The following is a 14,417-nucleotide window of genomic DNA, read 5'->3' on the forward strand; positions in this document are numbered from 1 at the left end:
GTAGTTCTGCTGCTGTTGACGGCGACCGTTTTTGACGACGTGAGTGGATTGACAGTCTGGACATTGCATCAGGAGACCCTCAACGCTGCATCATACTACTATTGTGCAACGCCCTCACCCGCAGTCTCGCTAACGCCCGATTGTGCTGCTTCTCGTCCTCGGCTAACGGTTGGTTACGTGGTTTCTTGGTTGGCGTACAAGCCCCCGCGTGACGCTTCGCAAACCCCTGATATCCTCGGTCGGCTAAACATAACTGCGACGACACAAAGGGCAGGCGGCTTCGTTTCAGCAGCTTGAAGTCATGCGTCCTACCCTTGTCGATTGCAGTGGCAATCACTTGTCCATTCTCAAAGTCCACTAGCAGTTGCGCCTTTAGCGTATGGCACTTTTGCTTGCCACTGTAGTAGCGTTTCTGTTTTTTTTCGGGCGTTCAATTTCAACTTCGCCTACGTCCACCATGAATACTTTCCATTCCCATCCAGGCTTGTACAACTGCCGTTGGCTGGGCAAGCGAAACTGACCGCACTTGACCAAGATGTCTTCCACTTTCCTAATAATGCGTCCGACTGTGGTTTCATGCAGCCCCCAACTCGTAGCGATGTGAAACTGGCTGCGATATTCCCGCCAATATTCCAAGGTCACCAGCAGTTGGTCTTCGACACTCAGTTTATTTTGTCCCCCTCGCTTTCCTTGGCGTTCCAGGTGGGGACGTAAGACCTCGACCATCTCGCCAAAGGTTTGCTGGCTCACGCCACACAATCGCCTAAACTCTCCAGCAGACAGGCTTTGCAATTCTTGGTAGGGCATGACATATTCCTCTTCGTGCTTAGTTCTGCCATGCATCTACCGCTTTTGCAAGCCTTTGTTCCTAACTGGCACATTTCCTCCCATTCATGCAGGAGGTCTATTCTACAGGCCAGCCTACCCCTGTCATCGCTCCAAAGTTAGGAGAGCAATACCCTGAGGCGATCGCGTCTCTTCGGCAGTCAGCATGATGACCCAATCACTTCGGACCACTCGAATCCGCCGACATACTTCCTTAATTCAGGCTCTTCAAGGGATGTTTTTGCTGAGCCATCCTGCAACTCAAGCTTCTACATCCCAGCTTAGCCCCGCATTATAGAGTCACGTCTACAGTCATTCCAGCTTGACGTAAGCGCTCTGCCAGCACCTCACCTAAGCCAGTTGCAGGCGTCAAAATGCCGCCACGTGTCTGGCCACCTGGTAGTTCATCCAGTTGCAAGGCTAGACTCAGAGCCGATTCACAGACAAATTTGACCGTGGCTCGATTGCCAGGGTCTCCTTGGTCTCGGATCAGCCCCCGCGCTTGGCGACCATCTGTTGCAGTGCCCACCAGGTCACAGGAGAACCACCCCTCATTCATCGTTTGCTCAGACGGTCCATCTCCCGGTTGCGGCGAGAGCGGTTGCAGCAGCGATCTGATCGGAGGTTGTTGTAGAACGCCTGCAAACAGAGCCAAGCCAGCAGTGACACTCGTTGCCTTCAACCACGACAGCGGTTCATCGAACTTGAGATACTCCTGATAGGTGAAGTCAGGTCCGTAAGGGGCTTGCCATTCCTCGTAGAGAGCCGCGCTGCGCCGAACGATGCGGGTATTGACAGGCCCCATGACGAAGGGAGCGACCCAGGTGTTGAGGTCGGCAGCAAGGGAGGGGGTTTGGGGGGCACGATGGCGTTCAGCCTGAGCGGAAGGGGGAGAGGAAGTGTTGGGGGATTCAGCAGGAAGAGATCATTCATCTGAGCGGACCCGCTTGTTTAGCACTACCAACCTTTCTAGATTTTCGATGAGGATTGAATGAATTGAACTAGCTGACGAGCAGAGCTGTACAGTAGGCTAATGCTGATCAATAGCCGTTCAACTTGACGACAGCTTAGGCAAGGGCCTGCGGAGCTTCTTAGAACAGAGTTGGCTGATGTCTTGATGTACAAGGCTCTTCTATAGACAATGGCAGAAGTATTGGCGATAGAGCTGACATCTGGGTATGCCATCATTACCAACAAGTTTTACAAGCCCCATACTGCTGAGTTTGAAGGCTTGCTCGGAGGGCAACCGCACTGGAGCGTTGCAGAACACGACCTCTCGAAATGCCTGGATTAAGGGTGGATTGCGTTCGAGATTGCTAAGATGACGACGGAGATGATCGGCGTAAATACCGCCTTCGGTTGGCGCAGTCTGCAAGAGTTGCTCTAAGCTCAAATTTAGATGGGCGATCGCATAGAGTGCCAGTCGAATTAAGAAGGGATGTCCTCCGACTAACCCCATCAACGCTTGAATCATTTGGGGCTGCTGGGGCAGACTGTATCGCTGCACCAGTTCCCCAACCTGACTGGTCGTAAGTTCTGGTAGCTCAATGGGTAGCCCTATATTAAATGGAGACTTGTTTATATCTAGTGGGATGTAAACCTCGGTGGAATGGACCACAATCAGGCGAATGTTTTTCCAGATCTCTCGCCGTTTTGCTTCTTCATGCAAAGCACGCAGCAATCCAAAGAAATCATCAGCAATTTCAAGACTGGCAAAGACGCGATCGACTTCATCTAATCCCAATGTCAAGGGAGCAGCAAGCTGCGGCAGTAAGTACTGTTCAAAATAGGCTTTACAGCATTGGTTACTGCCAATCAAGTTCGCAAGTTGCCAATGCTTTGCTAATTGCTCTGGATCAAGAAGACCCAATTCCAGGCTGATACTGGCACAAAACCACTGGAGAAATGTATCTGAATTGTTGAAGATGCGCTGATTAGCAAGCTGGAAGCTCAGTGGCACAATCCGAGATCCTTGCTGTTCTGCTTGATGTAATATCCGCGCCATTAATGAAGTTTTTCCCATCTGCCGGGGCGCTTTAATCCGAATCAGTGCACCGGGTTGGGCGATCGCCTCATAACACAGTGTCTCAATGGGGGGGCGCTGAATGTAAAATCTCGACTCAAGATCCATCTGCCCCCCTGGAATTTCAGGAGAAGCGGTTGGCAGGGGCGGAGTAGGGGCGCGAGTCGCCGGAGCCGTCAGCTGTGTCCAAGGAATGGCTAGCTCATGATTAGCCGGTAGCGCCATCCGCTGCTGATTGAATACTTCCAACAGTGCTGACGCAAAACGCGTGGGCAACTCAGAGAGCTGCCATTGCCACGGCTGGCTTTCTTGCAAATAATTCAGCAGATCAAACGGCAATCGCTGTATCCAGGGCAGATTAACTGCGATGGGTAAGATAGTGGGCTGCTGTGTCTTATCCCATAACTCTCTGGCTAGCTGAACATTGGCCAGGGTTGCTTCACTAATAGCAGATTGCTCGGTTAACAACAGTAGCCAATAGTCAGAGGATTGCAAGGTTTCTGCTCGAAGGAGGGGCGTTGGGGCAATCGCCACCTGATAGGGAGTCTGAGCAAAATACTGTTGGAGCTGAGTTGATAACTCGACACTACCTACATCACCACTGATCAAAATCGTTGCAGCATATCCCTGGGCTTCCGGTTCCTCTACCTGCTCCACTAGTGGCTCAGCCTCTAAATCCACCAGATCGCGCCAGTCCTGCCCTAGAGCTTGAGAAAGTTCTACAAAATTCACGAAGTCTACAGATTTACCATTGAGAAAATGACTAACTGTCGATTGGGCCATCTCTAGGTGTTCGGCCAGAATCCGCTGACTGGGAAAGCCATTTCGCAACAGGGACAGTTTGACGCGAGAGATGCAGGATTGGCGAAGTTTGAGCGATCGCGGCATGGTCAGAAATCACAGTAGGCCTAGTCGGTGTGTCTCATTAGCGCATTAATGCAGAGTTCAGGCTCGGACAGCGTTTTGATGAAATTCTAGCTTGTATCGCAATTTGAAAGGGGCGATCGCTCACTCACACACAACTCGTATTAGTTTTCTGCCCACCTCCAAAAATCACAATTCAAGCTGGATGTGCTATTACTGACATTTCCATAAAGTCGATGGCAACTCAATCACAACTCGAAGTTCTCCCTCCTAAACTCATTAATTGATTGGGTTTCATAGGAATGACAACGGATTCCTTCCGAATCTATTCCCCTCATTTCTCGTCTAAATCGCTATGGCTGCACAAAAAGATCACGCTACGATCGCTACCTACTACCAGGCAGGTGGCACCTTGCCTAAACATGCCGCAGCTTATGTTAGGCGGCAGGCTGACCTTGATTTGTATCAGGGGTTGAAAGCGGGAGAATTTTGCTATGTTCTAAATTCTCGGCAGATGGGCAAATCGAGTCTTCAAGTGCAGGTGATGAATCGCTTGCAGGCGGAAGGAACTGCCTGTGTCACAATCGATATTTCAGATATTGGCAATCAGGTGCCGCTAGAACAGTGGTATGGCGGCGTTGCCTACAAGCTAGCGAGCAGTTTGAATGTATTCACCTCTAAAGAATTCATGGACTGGTGGAGCGATCGCGCTTCGCTTTCACCGGTGCAACGGTTGAGTCAGTTGATTGAAGAGGTTCTGCGTAAGCAGTCTCAGCCTATTGTAGTTTTCATTGATGAAATTGACAGCGTTCTGAGCTTTCGTGACTCTCTAGATGATTTCTTTGTGCTGATTCGTGCCTGCTACAACAAACGGGCGCATAACCCAGCCTATAAGCGTTTAGCGTTCGCATTGTTGGGCGTTGCCACCCCTAGCGACCTGATCAGTGACACCAAGCGCACTCCCTTCAACATTGGTCGAGCCATTGACTTACAGGGATTTGCTGAGCACGAAGCGCAAGTTTTATCAGGGGGATTGACAGAAATCGTTGACTCGCCTCAAACAGCATTGCATGAAATTTTGCGCTGGACAGGTGGACAACCGTTTCTGACCCAAAAGGTATGTCAATTAGTGGTGCAGGAGTGGAGGCGTGAAGAAACAGACCATTCCACGACCCCATCACTCCGTGACTCGATCGAGCGCCTCCTTCAAACCCACATGATCAATAATTGGGAAGCACAGGATTACCCTGAGCATCTCAAAACCATTCGCGATCGCTTGCTGCGGAATGAGCAACGAGCCGGTCGATTATTGGGGCTTTATCAACAGATATTACTGACTCCAGACCGGTCAATTCCAGCAGATGATTCGGCTGAGCAGATGGCGCTGAAGCTTTCTGGCTTGGTGGTGCAGCGCCAGGGCAAATTGTGGGTTACTAACCAGATTTATGAAACGGTGTTTGATGTCGCCTGGGTGAGTGAGCAGTTGGGGAATCTGCGGATTTACAATAATGCGATCTCTGCTTGGATAGCTTCCGAACGGGAGGATGGCTCTCGATTATTGCGGGGACAGACCTTGCGAGAAGCACTGGATTGGTCAGTAGGAAAAAGTTTGAGCAATGAAGATTACCAATTTTTGGCAGCGAGTCAGGAGGCTGAAAATCGCACCATTCAATTAGAGAAGCTAGAGGTTCAGATCGGTTGGGATCTTGAAAAGCGCGAAAAGGAGACGATTGCCAAAGCGAATCAAATTTTGATAGTTGCTAACCATCAAGCCAAACGTCGAATCCAAATTGGTTCCCTAATTCTGGCTGTTTCTGTGGTGGGAGCAGCAATTGCGGGCACCTTCGCCAATATTGCCCTGCAAAAACAGCAGACTGCCCTGGCAGGAACTCGCTTGGAGCGACAAGGGATGAACGTTTTGCGTCAGTTTGCAACCTCGGAACTGGATGCTTTAGTCTCAGCCATGGAGGCTGGGCAGGAGCTAAACCAACTGCTGAAAGGCGATCGCCCCTGGTCCGAGTATCCAGCCACCAGTCCAATTCTGGCGCTACAAGATGTCTTGAGTCAAATTCGTGAACAAAATCGGTTTACGGGCTTTCCGGTCAATCTAGGTGCAGCTGAATTTAGCCCCGATGGAGAGTTGGTTGTGACGGCTTCTGCATCTTCCTCCATGGATGTGCAATCAACGGCTCAATTGTGGACGACGCAAGGAACCTTGATCGCCAACCTGGAAGATCATGGGGGAACAAAGTTAGCAATGGGGTTTAGTGCCGATGGTAAACTGCTCGCTACATCTGGTTTTGATGGCAAAATTCGGCTCTGGAATCGAGGGGGCGATCGCCTTCGGGAGGTGCAACAGCCCAGAAACCGTGAGGTGTTTGCTCTGGCGTTTAGCCCTAATAGTGAATTCCTTGCCGCAGGGAGTTCTCAAACCGTTGATGTTTGGTCATCTCAGGGAAGTTATAAGTCTAAATTAGAGGGCTTTGAGGGTAACATCCATACCGTTCAATTTAGCTCGGATGGGCAACATCTAGCAGCAATTGATGAACAGGGCAATGTGAAAATTGGCTCACTCAAGGTGCAAGCCCTAGCTAGTTTCAAGGCATCCGTTCCCCTAAACATGCAGTGGAGTCCCAATAGTCAGTATTTATTAACAGTTGGTCGGGAAGGGAACACTGAAGTCTGGACAGCGAAGGGCAATCGCGTCAGCGAGATCAAGTTTCCGGCAGGCGGCAATGGCTTATACAAGTCAATTGCGGATGCTCAATTTACACCTAACAATGAAATCGTTGTTGTCACCGTCAATGGAGAATTGAGCTACTGGACGCCCCAAGGGAAGCAACTCCCGCCTAGGATTCCTAGAGTTCCTCTCCAGCCTTTGACAATTGTTCCGGTGGAGTCAAATTTGCAACTAAGTCCTCAGGGCGATCGCTTGATTTTTAGTAATTTCGCCGGCACCATCTACTTGTTGCAACAGATCGAGTCCATGCAACCGATTGCCTCAACGCTGAAGGGGCAGGGCAGAATTTTGAATGCCTGGTTTAGCCCAGAAGGCAATCGCCTTCTCACCTTTTCCACCACAGGCACCGTTCAGGACTGGAACCTGCAAACGCAGAATCAACACCAATTAGCAGGGATTGCACCCGGCACAACCCTCTTTTCAGACCTGAATGGAAAATCGCAGCGCATCCTTGGTGTCAATAATATCAATAATAATGAGGGCAGGGTCCTTATGTGGGATCTGGCAGGACGGCAACAGGCAACGCTGAATGTATCGGGTCAGTCTTCTCCCCATACTCAGTTCAGCCAAGATGGTCAGGTGATGGCGATCGCGAGCAGAGAAGGCTTAATTCGCCTGTGGAATCCGCAAGGTCAACTGATCCAAGAACTGACGGGCAGCCTTCCCTCCCCTGCCTCTCTTGCCCTTAGCCACAATGGTAGCCACATTGCCGCTGCTACGGTCAATAACCAGATTAACCTCTGGACTCGTGAGGGAGAATTGCTGCTGCAAACGCGCACGTCGTCTCAGGCTTCCATCAATGCTCTGAGCCTCAGTCCAAGGGGAAACTATCTTACGGTGGGTCAAATGGATGGGCATATGACGCTGTGGTCAGCCAAAGGAGAAGTTTTGGCAACTCTCAAAGCTCATGAACAGGGTATTATCGCAATGCAGTTTAGCCCCGATGATCAGCACCTGATCACTACAGGTCTGGAGGGAACAGTGAAAATTTGGACACCTCAAGGAAAGCTGATCAAAACATTGTCTCAGTTCCATCCGGATATTTATCTGATTAAATTCAGCCCAGATGGCAACTACTTTGCAACCTCTGGAGCGAATGGCAGCATTAAACTGTGGAATCGCCAAGGGCAGCTAATCACCGATTTTACAGGGAATACAGACACGACCTTCCGAATGGAATTTAGTCCCGATAGCCGCAGCCTTGCCACCGTTGCTAATAGCACGCTGAAACTGTGGACCTTAGAAGGAAACTTGCTGAGCAACATCACTGTCCCCGAAGGCATTCACAACATCAGCTTCAGCGACGATGGCAAAACAATTTTCACCATTGGGACTAGCACTACAGTTCGCCATTGGCAGGTTGCCAGTTTGCCAAATCTCTTAGAGCGTGGCTGCAATTGGTTAGACAACTATTTCAATCACCACCCAGACCTGCGCACCAAACTCAGATGTTCCACCTGAGCCTATGCATTGTCTTCTAGAATTTTTACTTTACAAACAGGAAAATTCTCAAAATGTTTAGGCAGTGTATAGTTTAGCGATCGCCCCAGCGGTCTCTCTTTGAGCACATATTAGGCGAACAGCCTTCTCATCCCATCAGGGCTCAGCAGGGGTGAAAGCAATTCACCCAGCAGTGGGAGCATCGCTTAGAAAGGAATTGAAATCGGTTGCAAATACTGGGCGTTCGCCCGCACATAGCAACCCTGACGAGTGCTCATCCAAGGGGCACCATTAGAGAACGTAAACGCAGTGGCACCACGCGTCTCTGCTTCAATCCGATCACGGGTGGTATACACCTGTTTGATACTACCATTCGGACTGGTGCGGCAGTTGAGTTTGCCATCGCTTGAGACGACCTGCCAAGCTAGCCAGGTGACGTTCCCATTCGTTTCACTCATCCATGTGTTGGCGTTGGTTGAGGTAAAGTCACCGTTGCGATCCGTGCGTGGCAAGGACTCCACCAGATCAAGCGTGACGCTCCGCCCGACTTGAGGACACCCACTGCCCCCCGTGATTTGCCAGGTCACCTTGGCTCCAATCTGATTGCTCACTCCCGAATTTTGCCGGGCGATGCGAATCTTGCCAGTACAAGTCATTGCTGTTCCAGGACCCATCACTTGATCCTGAAATGTCCCGGTATACAACGTCTGTCCAGCCCCTGCAGTCTTGCTTGAGATCGCAATATCGCCCTTCCAAGAACGACCCGCGCTCTTTGTGAAATAGTAGCCCCAAGGCTTTTTAGACAGAGGACTGGTTTCTTGCAAGACGACAACCGTATTATCAGTGCTACTGCGATAGGTTGAAGCGATCGCAGGAGGAGACCAGGCGACAACGCTAGCACTCAGTAAGACAGTGGCTCCCGCCCAATTCAAATATCGGTTCATCAACACAGCGTTCCTTGAATAATCGGTATAACTCTTCTGTAAATACCGATTGGACGCTTCTGATTCCTGATCTTTGTTCCACAGGAACCAAGCAATCTGTGGTTCGCTTGCAGTGCAATTCCCCAACGAGTTCCAGTCCTGCAGGGTAGAAGGGTTAGGGAGTATCAAACAGTTTTAAATAGGTTCTTCTGAAACTTTAATGATCAGTTTTCCTTTCTTGTTGCCATCAAACAGTTTTAGGATGGCTGATGGGGCATTTTCTAAGCTCTCAACGATCTCAGCCGCATGTTTAATCTTACCTTGGTCGATCCATTGTCCAATCTCTCTGATGGCTTCAGACACTTGCGTTAATACGGCATCAAGAATAGAACCGCCCACATTATCAAAATACACATCAACTCCATTAGGACATGATTGAGCGATCGCCCTTTCCAAATCAGCAGTTTTATAGTTAATGGCTGCATCAAAGCCAAGTTCTTGTGTCAGCCACCGGCATTTTTTATCACTACCCGTTATCCCAACAACGCAACAACCTTTGATCTTGGCTATTTGTCCAACGATGGAACCGACTGCTCCTGTTGCTGCAGAAACCACGACAGTTTCTCCTGCTTTGGGCTGTCCGATATCTAAAAGTCTGAAATAAGCGGTCCAACCTGTAGCTCCGAGTAGTCCAACAAATGTGGTGACCGGATAGGGCAGAGGGTTCGGGAGTGGCGTGAGCGTAAGGATGTTGTTTCTGCAACAATCGTGTAATCTTGCTAACCAAGCAAACCAGAAACCAAATCTCCGGGTTGAAAGTTGAGGTTTTTAAATTCTTCTACCACACCAGTCACAATACCCCGCATAACCTGCCCAATTTCCACTGGAGGCATATACTGGGGCATGTCGCTCATCCAAATGCGATTTGTTGGATCGAGCGAAAGATATATCGTGCGTACCAGCACTTCACCATCAGCAGGGCTAGGAATAGGCTCTTCTCGATACTCAAAATCGCTTTCTTTGATATCACCAATGGGACGAACTGCCAAACGAAACTGTCGATTGATTCCTGTTCTCATTGGTTTATCTTTGATGTAATGACCTTTGATCCGATGTAGTAATTATCCTTAAATAACCGTGTTGCCAGGATGACCTTGGCTGCTGATAGATGGCAACGGCGATCGCGCAAATACAAATAGATTGCCCGTCGCCCCACGCCCGATCCGCAAATCCAAGTCAAGATTAGGACGTTTGCCATGCTGCTTCTCGTCTCAGCCCTTCTAGCACCGGAATGTGCAAAGCCGGAAGTTCCCAGTGGGCCTGCTGAAATAACCCAGTTGCTTGTAGCGAAAACGCATCGAAGGCAACAGTAGCGGTCTGAGTTTTCCCCTGCCATCGCCAGTGTCCCTGTGCTTGCAGTTGCACTCTACCCAATAGCGGCAATTCCAATTCTGCACCATTGCTCGCGGCGATCCCTTCGGAGTTGCCCGTAGCACTCAATGCTGCTTCATCTGCTGCACTCAACGTCTGCCAAATCGCATGGATGGTGATGCCACCCGGTAGCCTGCGAGTGATAACCGTGCCGTTTGAGGCATAGAGCAGTTTCCAATCACCCAGAAGTAGCGATCGATTTTTAGGTGCAAGAGGTAACGGTGTGGGATTCAAAGCTTTAGCTGCTGCACGATCACATCCAGTTCACTTTTTTCCGTCGGCAGCAGTGCCTGTCGTCCTAAAGTGGTTGTCCGATCCAGTAAGTCTTGTTTTAGATTCTCTCGTATTTCAATATTCAAATTCATCAAAAATGAGTTTTTACTATATCGCCAGAACACTCTGATAATTTAGCATCCCTCACCTCAGGGGGTGGCAGGAAACTTGAAGCAGATGTGTAGCAAGGAATAGAGCCGCTAAGTATAAAAAAAGATAGGCTTGCTACTTGGCCACAAGTCTACCCCCAAAATACTACTTCCGTTCTACCAAGCTCACCTCCAACCGTGCCTGAGCCCTCGCCATTATCTATTCGTGAATCTGCTAGTTCTCACTTGACGATCGCCTCTGTTACCAGCTAGCAGCTCTGGAGCAGGAGTCAGTTTGCACCTTCCCCAATCCACTCCCGTCATGTTTTACGAGTATCTCTGCTCAATGACATTGATGCGCTGGATTATATTTATAACCGAGGAGACGGTCTAGATGAAAACGTCAGTGTCATTAGTGAGGTATCAACTGTTCCAGAGCCTACCTTGTTTGTAAGTATCTTCGCCTTTGGATTTCTTGGAACTGCGAGGAGGCTGAAGCGTCGTCAATAACAGCATTAGCCCAAGCGCGCTCAGCAAAGCCAGTTCTGGCAAAATCCGGTTCATTACCTTGTGGCTCTAGAGCAGAAACTTCTCCAGCTAGTTTTGCCGTCCTAGAAAAAATAGCGGCACTTGGTGTCCCAATAGAAAGTCCCTGTCAGGGATACCAAGGGCTTCTCAGTGTGCCAGTTAAGGGCGACGGGAAATTTCTCGGTATTCCAGTTGGGGCCTGAGAGTAAGCGATCGCTTCTCTTCCAACAGAAGTCCTAACTTGTTTTTATCTCTCTTTATACGCTTGCAAAAGTGCTGCTGCGGCCTCATTCCGGGTACTGTGAGGTCCTCCACTCTGACCCAGTGATTTCCATCTCCAAGGCGTCTCAGCAGGACCGTCCTTGACCACGACGCCTTTACTTTTACCATCCAAGCAGACTTCCCAACCATCAGGAGCACGTTTGTAACTCCAAGGCCTCTCACTCTTTTTCTTTTTGGCCATCTCCCTTACCCTCGTTGACACACTGAATCTAAAACTGACTTTACCCACTTGTACTGTGGTAACTGCTTGCCAGCTCTTAGCGCTGATATCGATTAGCTGAATTTTGCTGCTGATAGCCCTCCCTGAAGTGTCTAGTCGTGCCATCTCGCTAGGCTACACCAATCAGGGTCGCCACAATTTTCCCAGAACTCATCACGCCTGGTAGACCTGCTCCGGGATGTGTCCCAGCTCCTACACAATAGAGATTCGAGATGTCTTCACTTCGGTTGTGGGGACGAAACCAAGCCGATTGAAACAGCGTGGGTTCTAGGGAAAAGGCACTGCCCTTGTAACTATTTAACTCATGGCAAAAATAAAGTGGATTAATCACCCGCTCCGTGACGATGTGCTGCGATAAGTTTGGCAGATAGTGCTGTTCTAAATACTGAACAATCGCATCTCGGTAGGGCTGGGTATTCTCTTGCCAATCAGTGGGTCCATCCAGGTTAGGCACAGGTGCCAGAGCATACCAAGCATCACAACCCGGAGGTGCAAGTGTGGGGTCGGTCGCTGTCGGACGATGCAGATAGAGTGAGAAGTCAGAGGCTAGGTGCTTGCGCTCGAACAAGTCCACCATCCATTCACGGTAACGCGGACCCATCAGAATCTCGTGATGCGCCATTTGCTCATAGCGACGATTGGTCCCAAAATATAGGACAAACAACGACATTGAATAGCGCAGGTTTTGCAGGTGGCGATCGCGGTACTTGCGGCGAAACTGAGCAGGAACCAAATCAAGGTAAGTAGACGCAACATCGGCATTCGTCACGACAGCATCGGCTGGCAGCAGCTCGCCGCTCTTGAGCACAATGCCCGTGGCCCGCTGCGCTTTGCTATCGATCAAAATCTCGGCCACTTCACAATTGAGCTGTAGCTCTCCGCCCAAGTCTTGAAACAGGCGCACCAAACCTCGGACCAAAGCTCCCGTACCCCCCATGGCAAACCAAACGCCAAAGGCTTGCTCCAGCTTGTGAATCATGGCGTAGACAGAGGTGCTTTGAAATGGGTTACCTCCAATCAGCAGCGGGTGAAAGCTGAATACTTGGCGCAGTCGCTCATCTTGGATGTATTGATTCACAAACCCTGCCACGGATTTGAGGGATTGCAGTTGCAGCATATCTGGGGCAACCTTGAGCATATCCGTAAAGTGGCTAAAAGGTTGGGTCATCAGGGGGAGCCCTTTCTCAAACACCTGCTCGGATGCTTGGTAGAAGCGCTGATAGCCTGCCACATCGGCGGGGCTGAACTGGCGAATTTGCTCCAGCAGGAACTCGCGATCGCCGTTGTAGCGAAAGACGGAGCCATCTTCAAAGCGGACGTTGTAGAAGGGGTCAAGGGGCACCAAGGTGACATAATCCTCGATCGGGTGATCGCTCAACTCAAACAGTTCCTGAATCAGGTAAGGAGCCGTGATGATAGTAGGGCCTGCATCAAAAGTGAAACCATCTTGTTGGAAGACAGAGGCACGTCCGCCCGGTTGATCTCGCTTTTCTACGATGGTCACCTGATGGCCCTGCGCTTGGAGTCGGATGGCAGCCGACAGTCCACCAAACCCACTGCCAATCACAATAATTTTCATACCACTTGCTCAAAACCTACCAAACTCATTAAACCAAGAGATTAGGGCAATCCCTTGCATTTTGTTATTCCAACGATCGGAAGTGCCGCATTAAATTTGGGTCAGAAATCATTTAGGCTCTCAACAGCACAGAGCAACGAATCTGGGGCAAAATAAAATAATTTCAAACCCCATCATGACTCCTACCGAACTGAAACGCTATCTGGAGCAGGTTGTGCAGCGATCGCTGAAGTTGAGTGTCATGATTTGGGGGGCACCCGGGATTGGTAAATCTAGCATTGTGGCGCAGGTGGCGGAGGCGCGATCGCTCGAGTTCGTAGATGTTCGGCTGTCCCAGCTTGCTCCCACGGATTTGCGGGGGCTACCTGTAGCGGAGGATGGCATCTCGAAATGGTATCCTCCAGAGTTTCTACCGCATCAAGGGGCGGGGATTTTGTTTCTCGATGAACTAAATATGGCTCCTCCAGCAATGCAAGGTGTGGCGCAACAGCTCGTTCTCGATCGGCGGGTGGGTTCTTACCGGGTGCCCGAGGGCTGGTTTGTCTGGGCGGCAGGCAACCGTAAAGAAGACCGAGCCGCTGTGTTTGAGATGCCTGCACCATTGGCAAATCGATTTCTGCATCTCCAGGTGGAAGCGGATTTTGAGAGCTGCAAGGCACATGCCCTGGAGGCGGGAATTGATGAACAAATTCTGGCGTTTCTGTCGTTCCGTAGTAGTCTGCTGCATAAGCTAGAGCCGCAGTCAGTCGCGTGGTGCTCGCCGCGTACCTGGATGATGGCAAGTCAGCTCCATCGTGCGCAATTGGATATTGCGGCTGCGGTCGGTCAGGGAGCTGCGGCTGAGTTTGCTGCCTTTCGGAAACTGTATAGCGAGCTGCCGAATGTGGCCGCAATTTTTGCGGATAGTAAGGCGCAAATTGCGTTTCCCACGGAACCCTCCGTGCGCTATGCAACGACGATCGCCTTGGCAGTTCGAGCAGCGGATGTCAGGCAGGCTGCTAACGCATTTCACTGGTTGGTGCGGGTCGCGAGTCCAGAGTGGGTGCAGTTGTTTGCAGCGGATTTGTTTCGTAGCTTCCGCAAAAAAGGATTGATGGCGGAACTGGTGGAATTGATGCAGCAGGACGAAGCATTGCAAGCATTTTTTCAAGATTTTCAGTCCCTGACGACTGCCTGATAATTCCTAAACCAAGCTGTCCC

At 50.2% G+C, this 14,417-nt stretch carries 10 protein-coding genes and 1 pseudogene; 2 read left to right on the plus strand and 9 right to left on the minus strand.

The features are described from left to right. Nucleotides 1-79 precede the first annotated feature (79 nt). The 4 genes and pseudogenes from H6F68_RS29920 to H6F68_RS27475 all read right to left on the minus strand — a co-directional run. Nucleotides 80-367 (minus strand): annotated as a pseudogene (locus H6F68_RS29920) (transposase); the annotation flags it as partial. 5 nt (nt 368-372) lie between these two features. Then, on the minus strand, nt 373-843 hold the full coding sequence (locus H6F68_RS27465; RefSeq protein WP_190564022.1) for a transposase family protein: 471 nt from the start codon (nt 841-843) through the stop codon (nt 373-375). 274 nt (nt 844-1,117) lie between these two features. Further along, on the minus strand, nt 1,118-1,630 hold the full coding sequence (locus H6F68_RS27470) for a hypothetical protein (protein ID WP_199300423.1): 513 nt from the start codon (nt 1,628-1,630) through the stop codon (nt 1,118-1,120). Nucleotides 1,631-1,957: 327 nt separating this feature from the next. After that, the gene (locus H6F68_RS27475) at nt 1,958-3,736 is read right to left on the minus strand and encodes an AAA-like domain-containing protein (protein ID WP_190564023.1); all 1,779 of its coding nucleotides are present in this window, start codon (nt 3,734-3,736) and stop codon (nt 1,958-1,960) included. 331 nt (nt 3,737-4,067) lie between these two features. Here H6F68_RS27475 and H6F68_RS27480 point away from each other — a divergent pair, with 331 nt between their 5' ends. Continuing rightward, nucleotides 4,068-7,913 (plus strand): AAA-like domain-containing protein, encoded by a 3,846-nt coding sequence (locus tag H6F68_RS27480; RefSeq protein ID WP_190564025.1) that lies wholly within the window; start codon nt 4,068-4,070, stop codon nt 7,911-7,913. Nucleotides 7,914-8,098: 185 nt separating this feature from the next. On the opposite strand, the gene H6F68_RS27485 is transcribed toward H6F68_RS27480, so the two are convergent. The 5 genes from H6F68_RS27485 to H6F68_RS27500 all read right to left on the minus strand — a co-directional run bounded on the left by H6F68_RS27485 (nt 8,099) and on the right by H6F68_RS27500 (nt 13,217). Then, nucleotides 8,099-8,836, minus strand: a complete 738-nt coding sequence (locus tag H6F68_RS27485; RefSeq protein WP_199300425.1) for a hypothetical protein — start codon at nt 8,834-8,836, stop codon at nt 8,099-8,101. Between the two features lie 174 nt (nt 8,837-9,010). Next, nucleotides 9,011-9,430 carry a zinc-binding dehydrogenase gene (locus H6F68_RS28645; protein WP_199300427.1) on the minus strand — a complete coding sequence of 140 codons (420 nt, stop codon included), beginning with the start codon at nt 9,428-9,430 and terminating at the stop codon, nt 9,011-9,013. Between the two features lie 164 nt (nt 9,431-9,594). Continuing rightward, entirely contained in the window at nt 9,595-9,894 is a 300-nt protein-coding gene (locus H6F68_RS28650; RefSeq protein WP_199300429.1) for a hypothetical protein, read from the minus strand. A 163-nt stretch (nt 9,895-10,057) separates the two neighbouring features. Then, entirely contained in the window at nt 10,058-10,480 is a 423-nt protein-coding gene (locus H6F68_RS27495; RefSeq protein ID WP_190564031.1) for a hypothetical protein, read from the minus strand. Between the two features lie 1,267 nt (nt 10,481-11,747). Next, nucleotides 11,748-13,217: a phytoene desaturase gene (locus H6F68_RS27500; RefSeq protein ID WP_190564032.1), complete on the minus strand. Its 1,470-nt coding sequence runs from the start codon at nt 13,215-13,217 to the stop codon at nt 11,748-11,750. Nucleotides 13,218-13,392: 175 nt separating this feature from the next. Between H6F68_RS27500 and H6F68_RS27505 the strand changes: the two genes are divergently transcribed. Then, nucleotides 13,393-14,394 (plus strand): AAA family ATPase, encoded by a 1,002-nt coding sequence (locus tag H6F68_RS27505; protein ID WP_190564033.1) that lies wholly within the window; start codon nt 13,393-13,395, stop codon nt 14,392-14,394. The last annotated feature ends 23 nt before the right edge of the window (nt 14,395-14,417 follow it).

The organism is Trichocoleus sp. FACHB-262 (genome assembly GCF_014696035.1).
GTDB lineage: Bacteria > Cyanobacteriota > Cyanobacteriia > FACHB-46 > FACHB-46 > Trichocoleus.

Bases quoted from the DNA above. Each gene is read 5' to 3' on its own strand.
- H6F68_RS27465 (WP_190564022.1), bottom strand. From the start codon at position 843: ATGCATGGCAGAACTAAGCACGAAGAGGAATATGTCATGCCCTACCAA.
- H6F68_RS27470 (WP_199300423.1), bottom strand. From the start codon at position 1,630: ATGGGGCCTGTCAATACCCGCATCGTTCGGCGCAGCGCGGCTCTCTAC.
- H6F68_RS27475 (WP_190564023.1), bottom strand. From the start codon at position 3,736: ATGCCGCGATCGCTCAAACTTCGCCAATCCTGCATCTCTCGCGTCAAA.
- H6F68_RS27480 (WP_190564025.1), top strand. From the start codon at position 4,068: ATGGCTGCACAAAAAGATCACGCTACGATCGCTACCTACTACCAGGCA.
- H6F68_RS27485 (WP_199300425.1), bottom strand. From the start codon at position 8,836: ATGAACCGATATTTGAATTGGGCGGGAGCCACTGTCTTACTGAGTGCT.
- H6F68_RS28650 (WP_199300429.1), bottom strand. From the start codon at position 9,894: ATGAGAACAGGAATCAATCGACAGTTTCGTTTGGCAGTTCGTCCCATT.
- H6F68_RS27500 (WP_190564032.1), bottom strand. From the start codon at position 13,217: ATGAAAATTATTGTGATTGGCAGTGGGTTTGGTGGACTGTCGGCTGCC.
- H6F68_RS27505 (WP_190564033.1), top strand. From the start codon at position 13,393: ATGACTCCTACCGAACTGAAACGCTATCTGGAGCAGGTTGTGCAGCGA.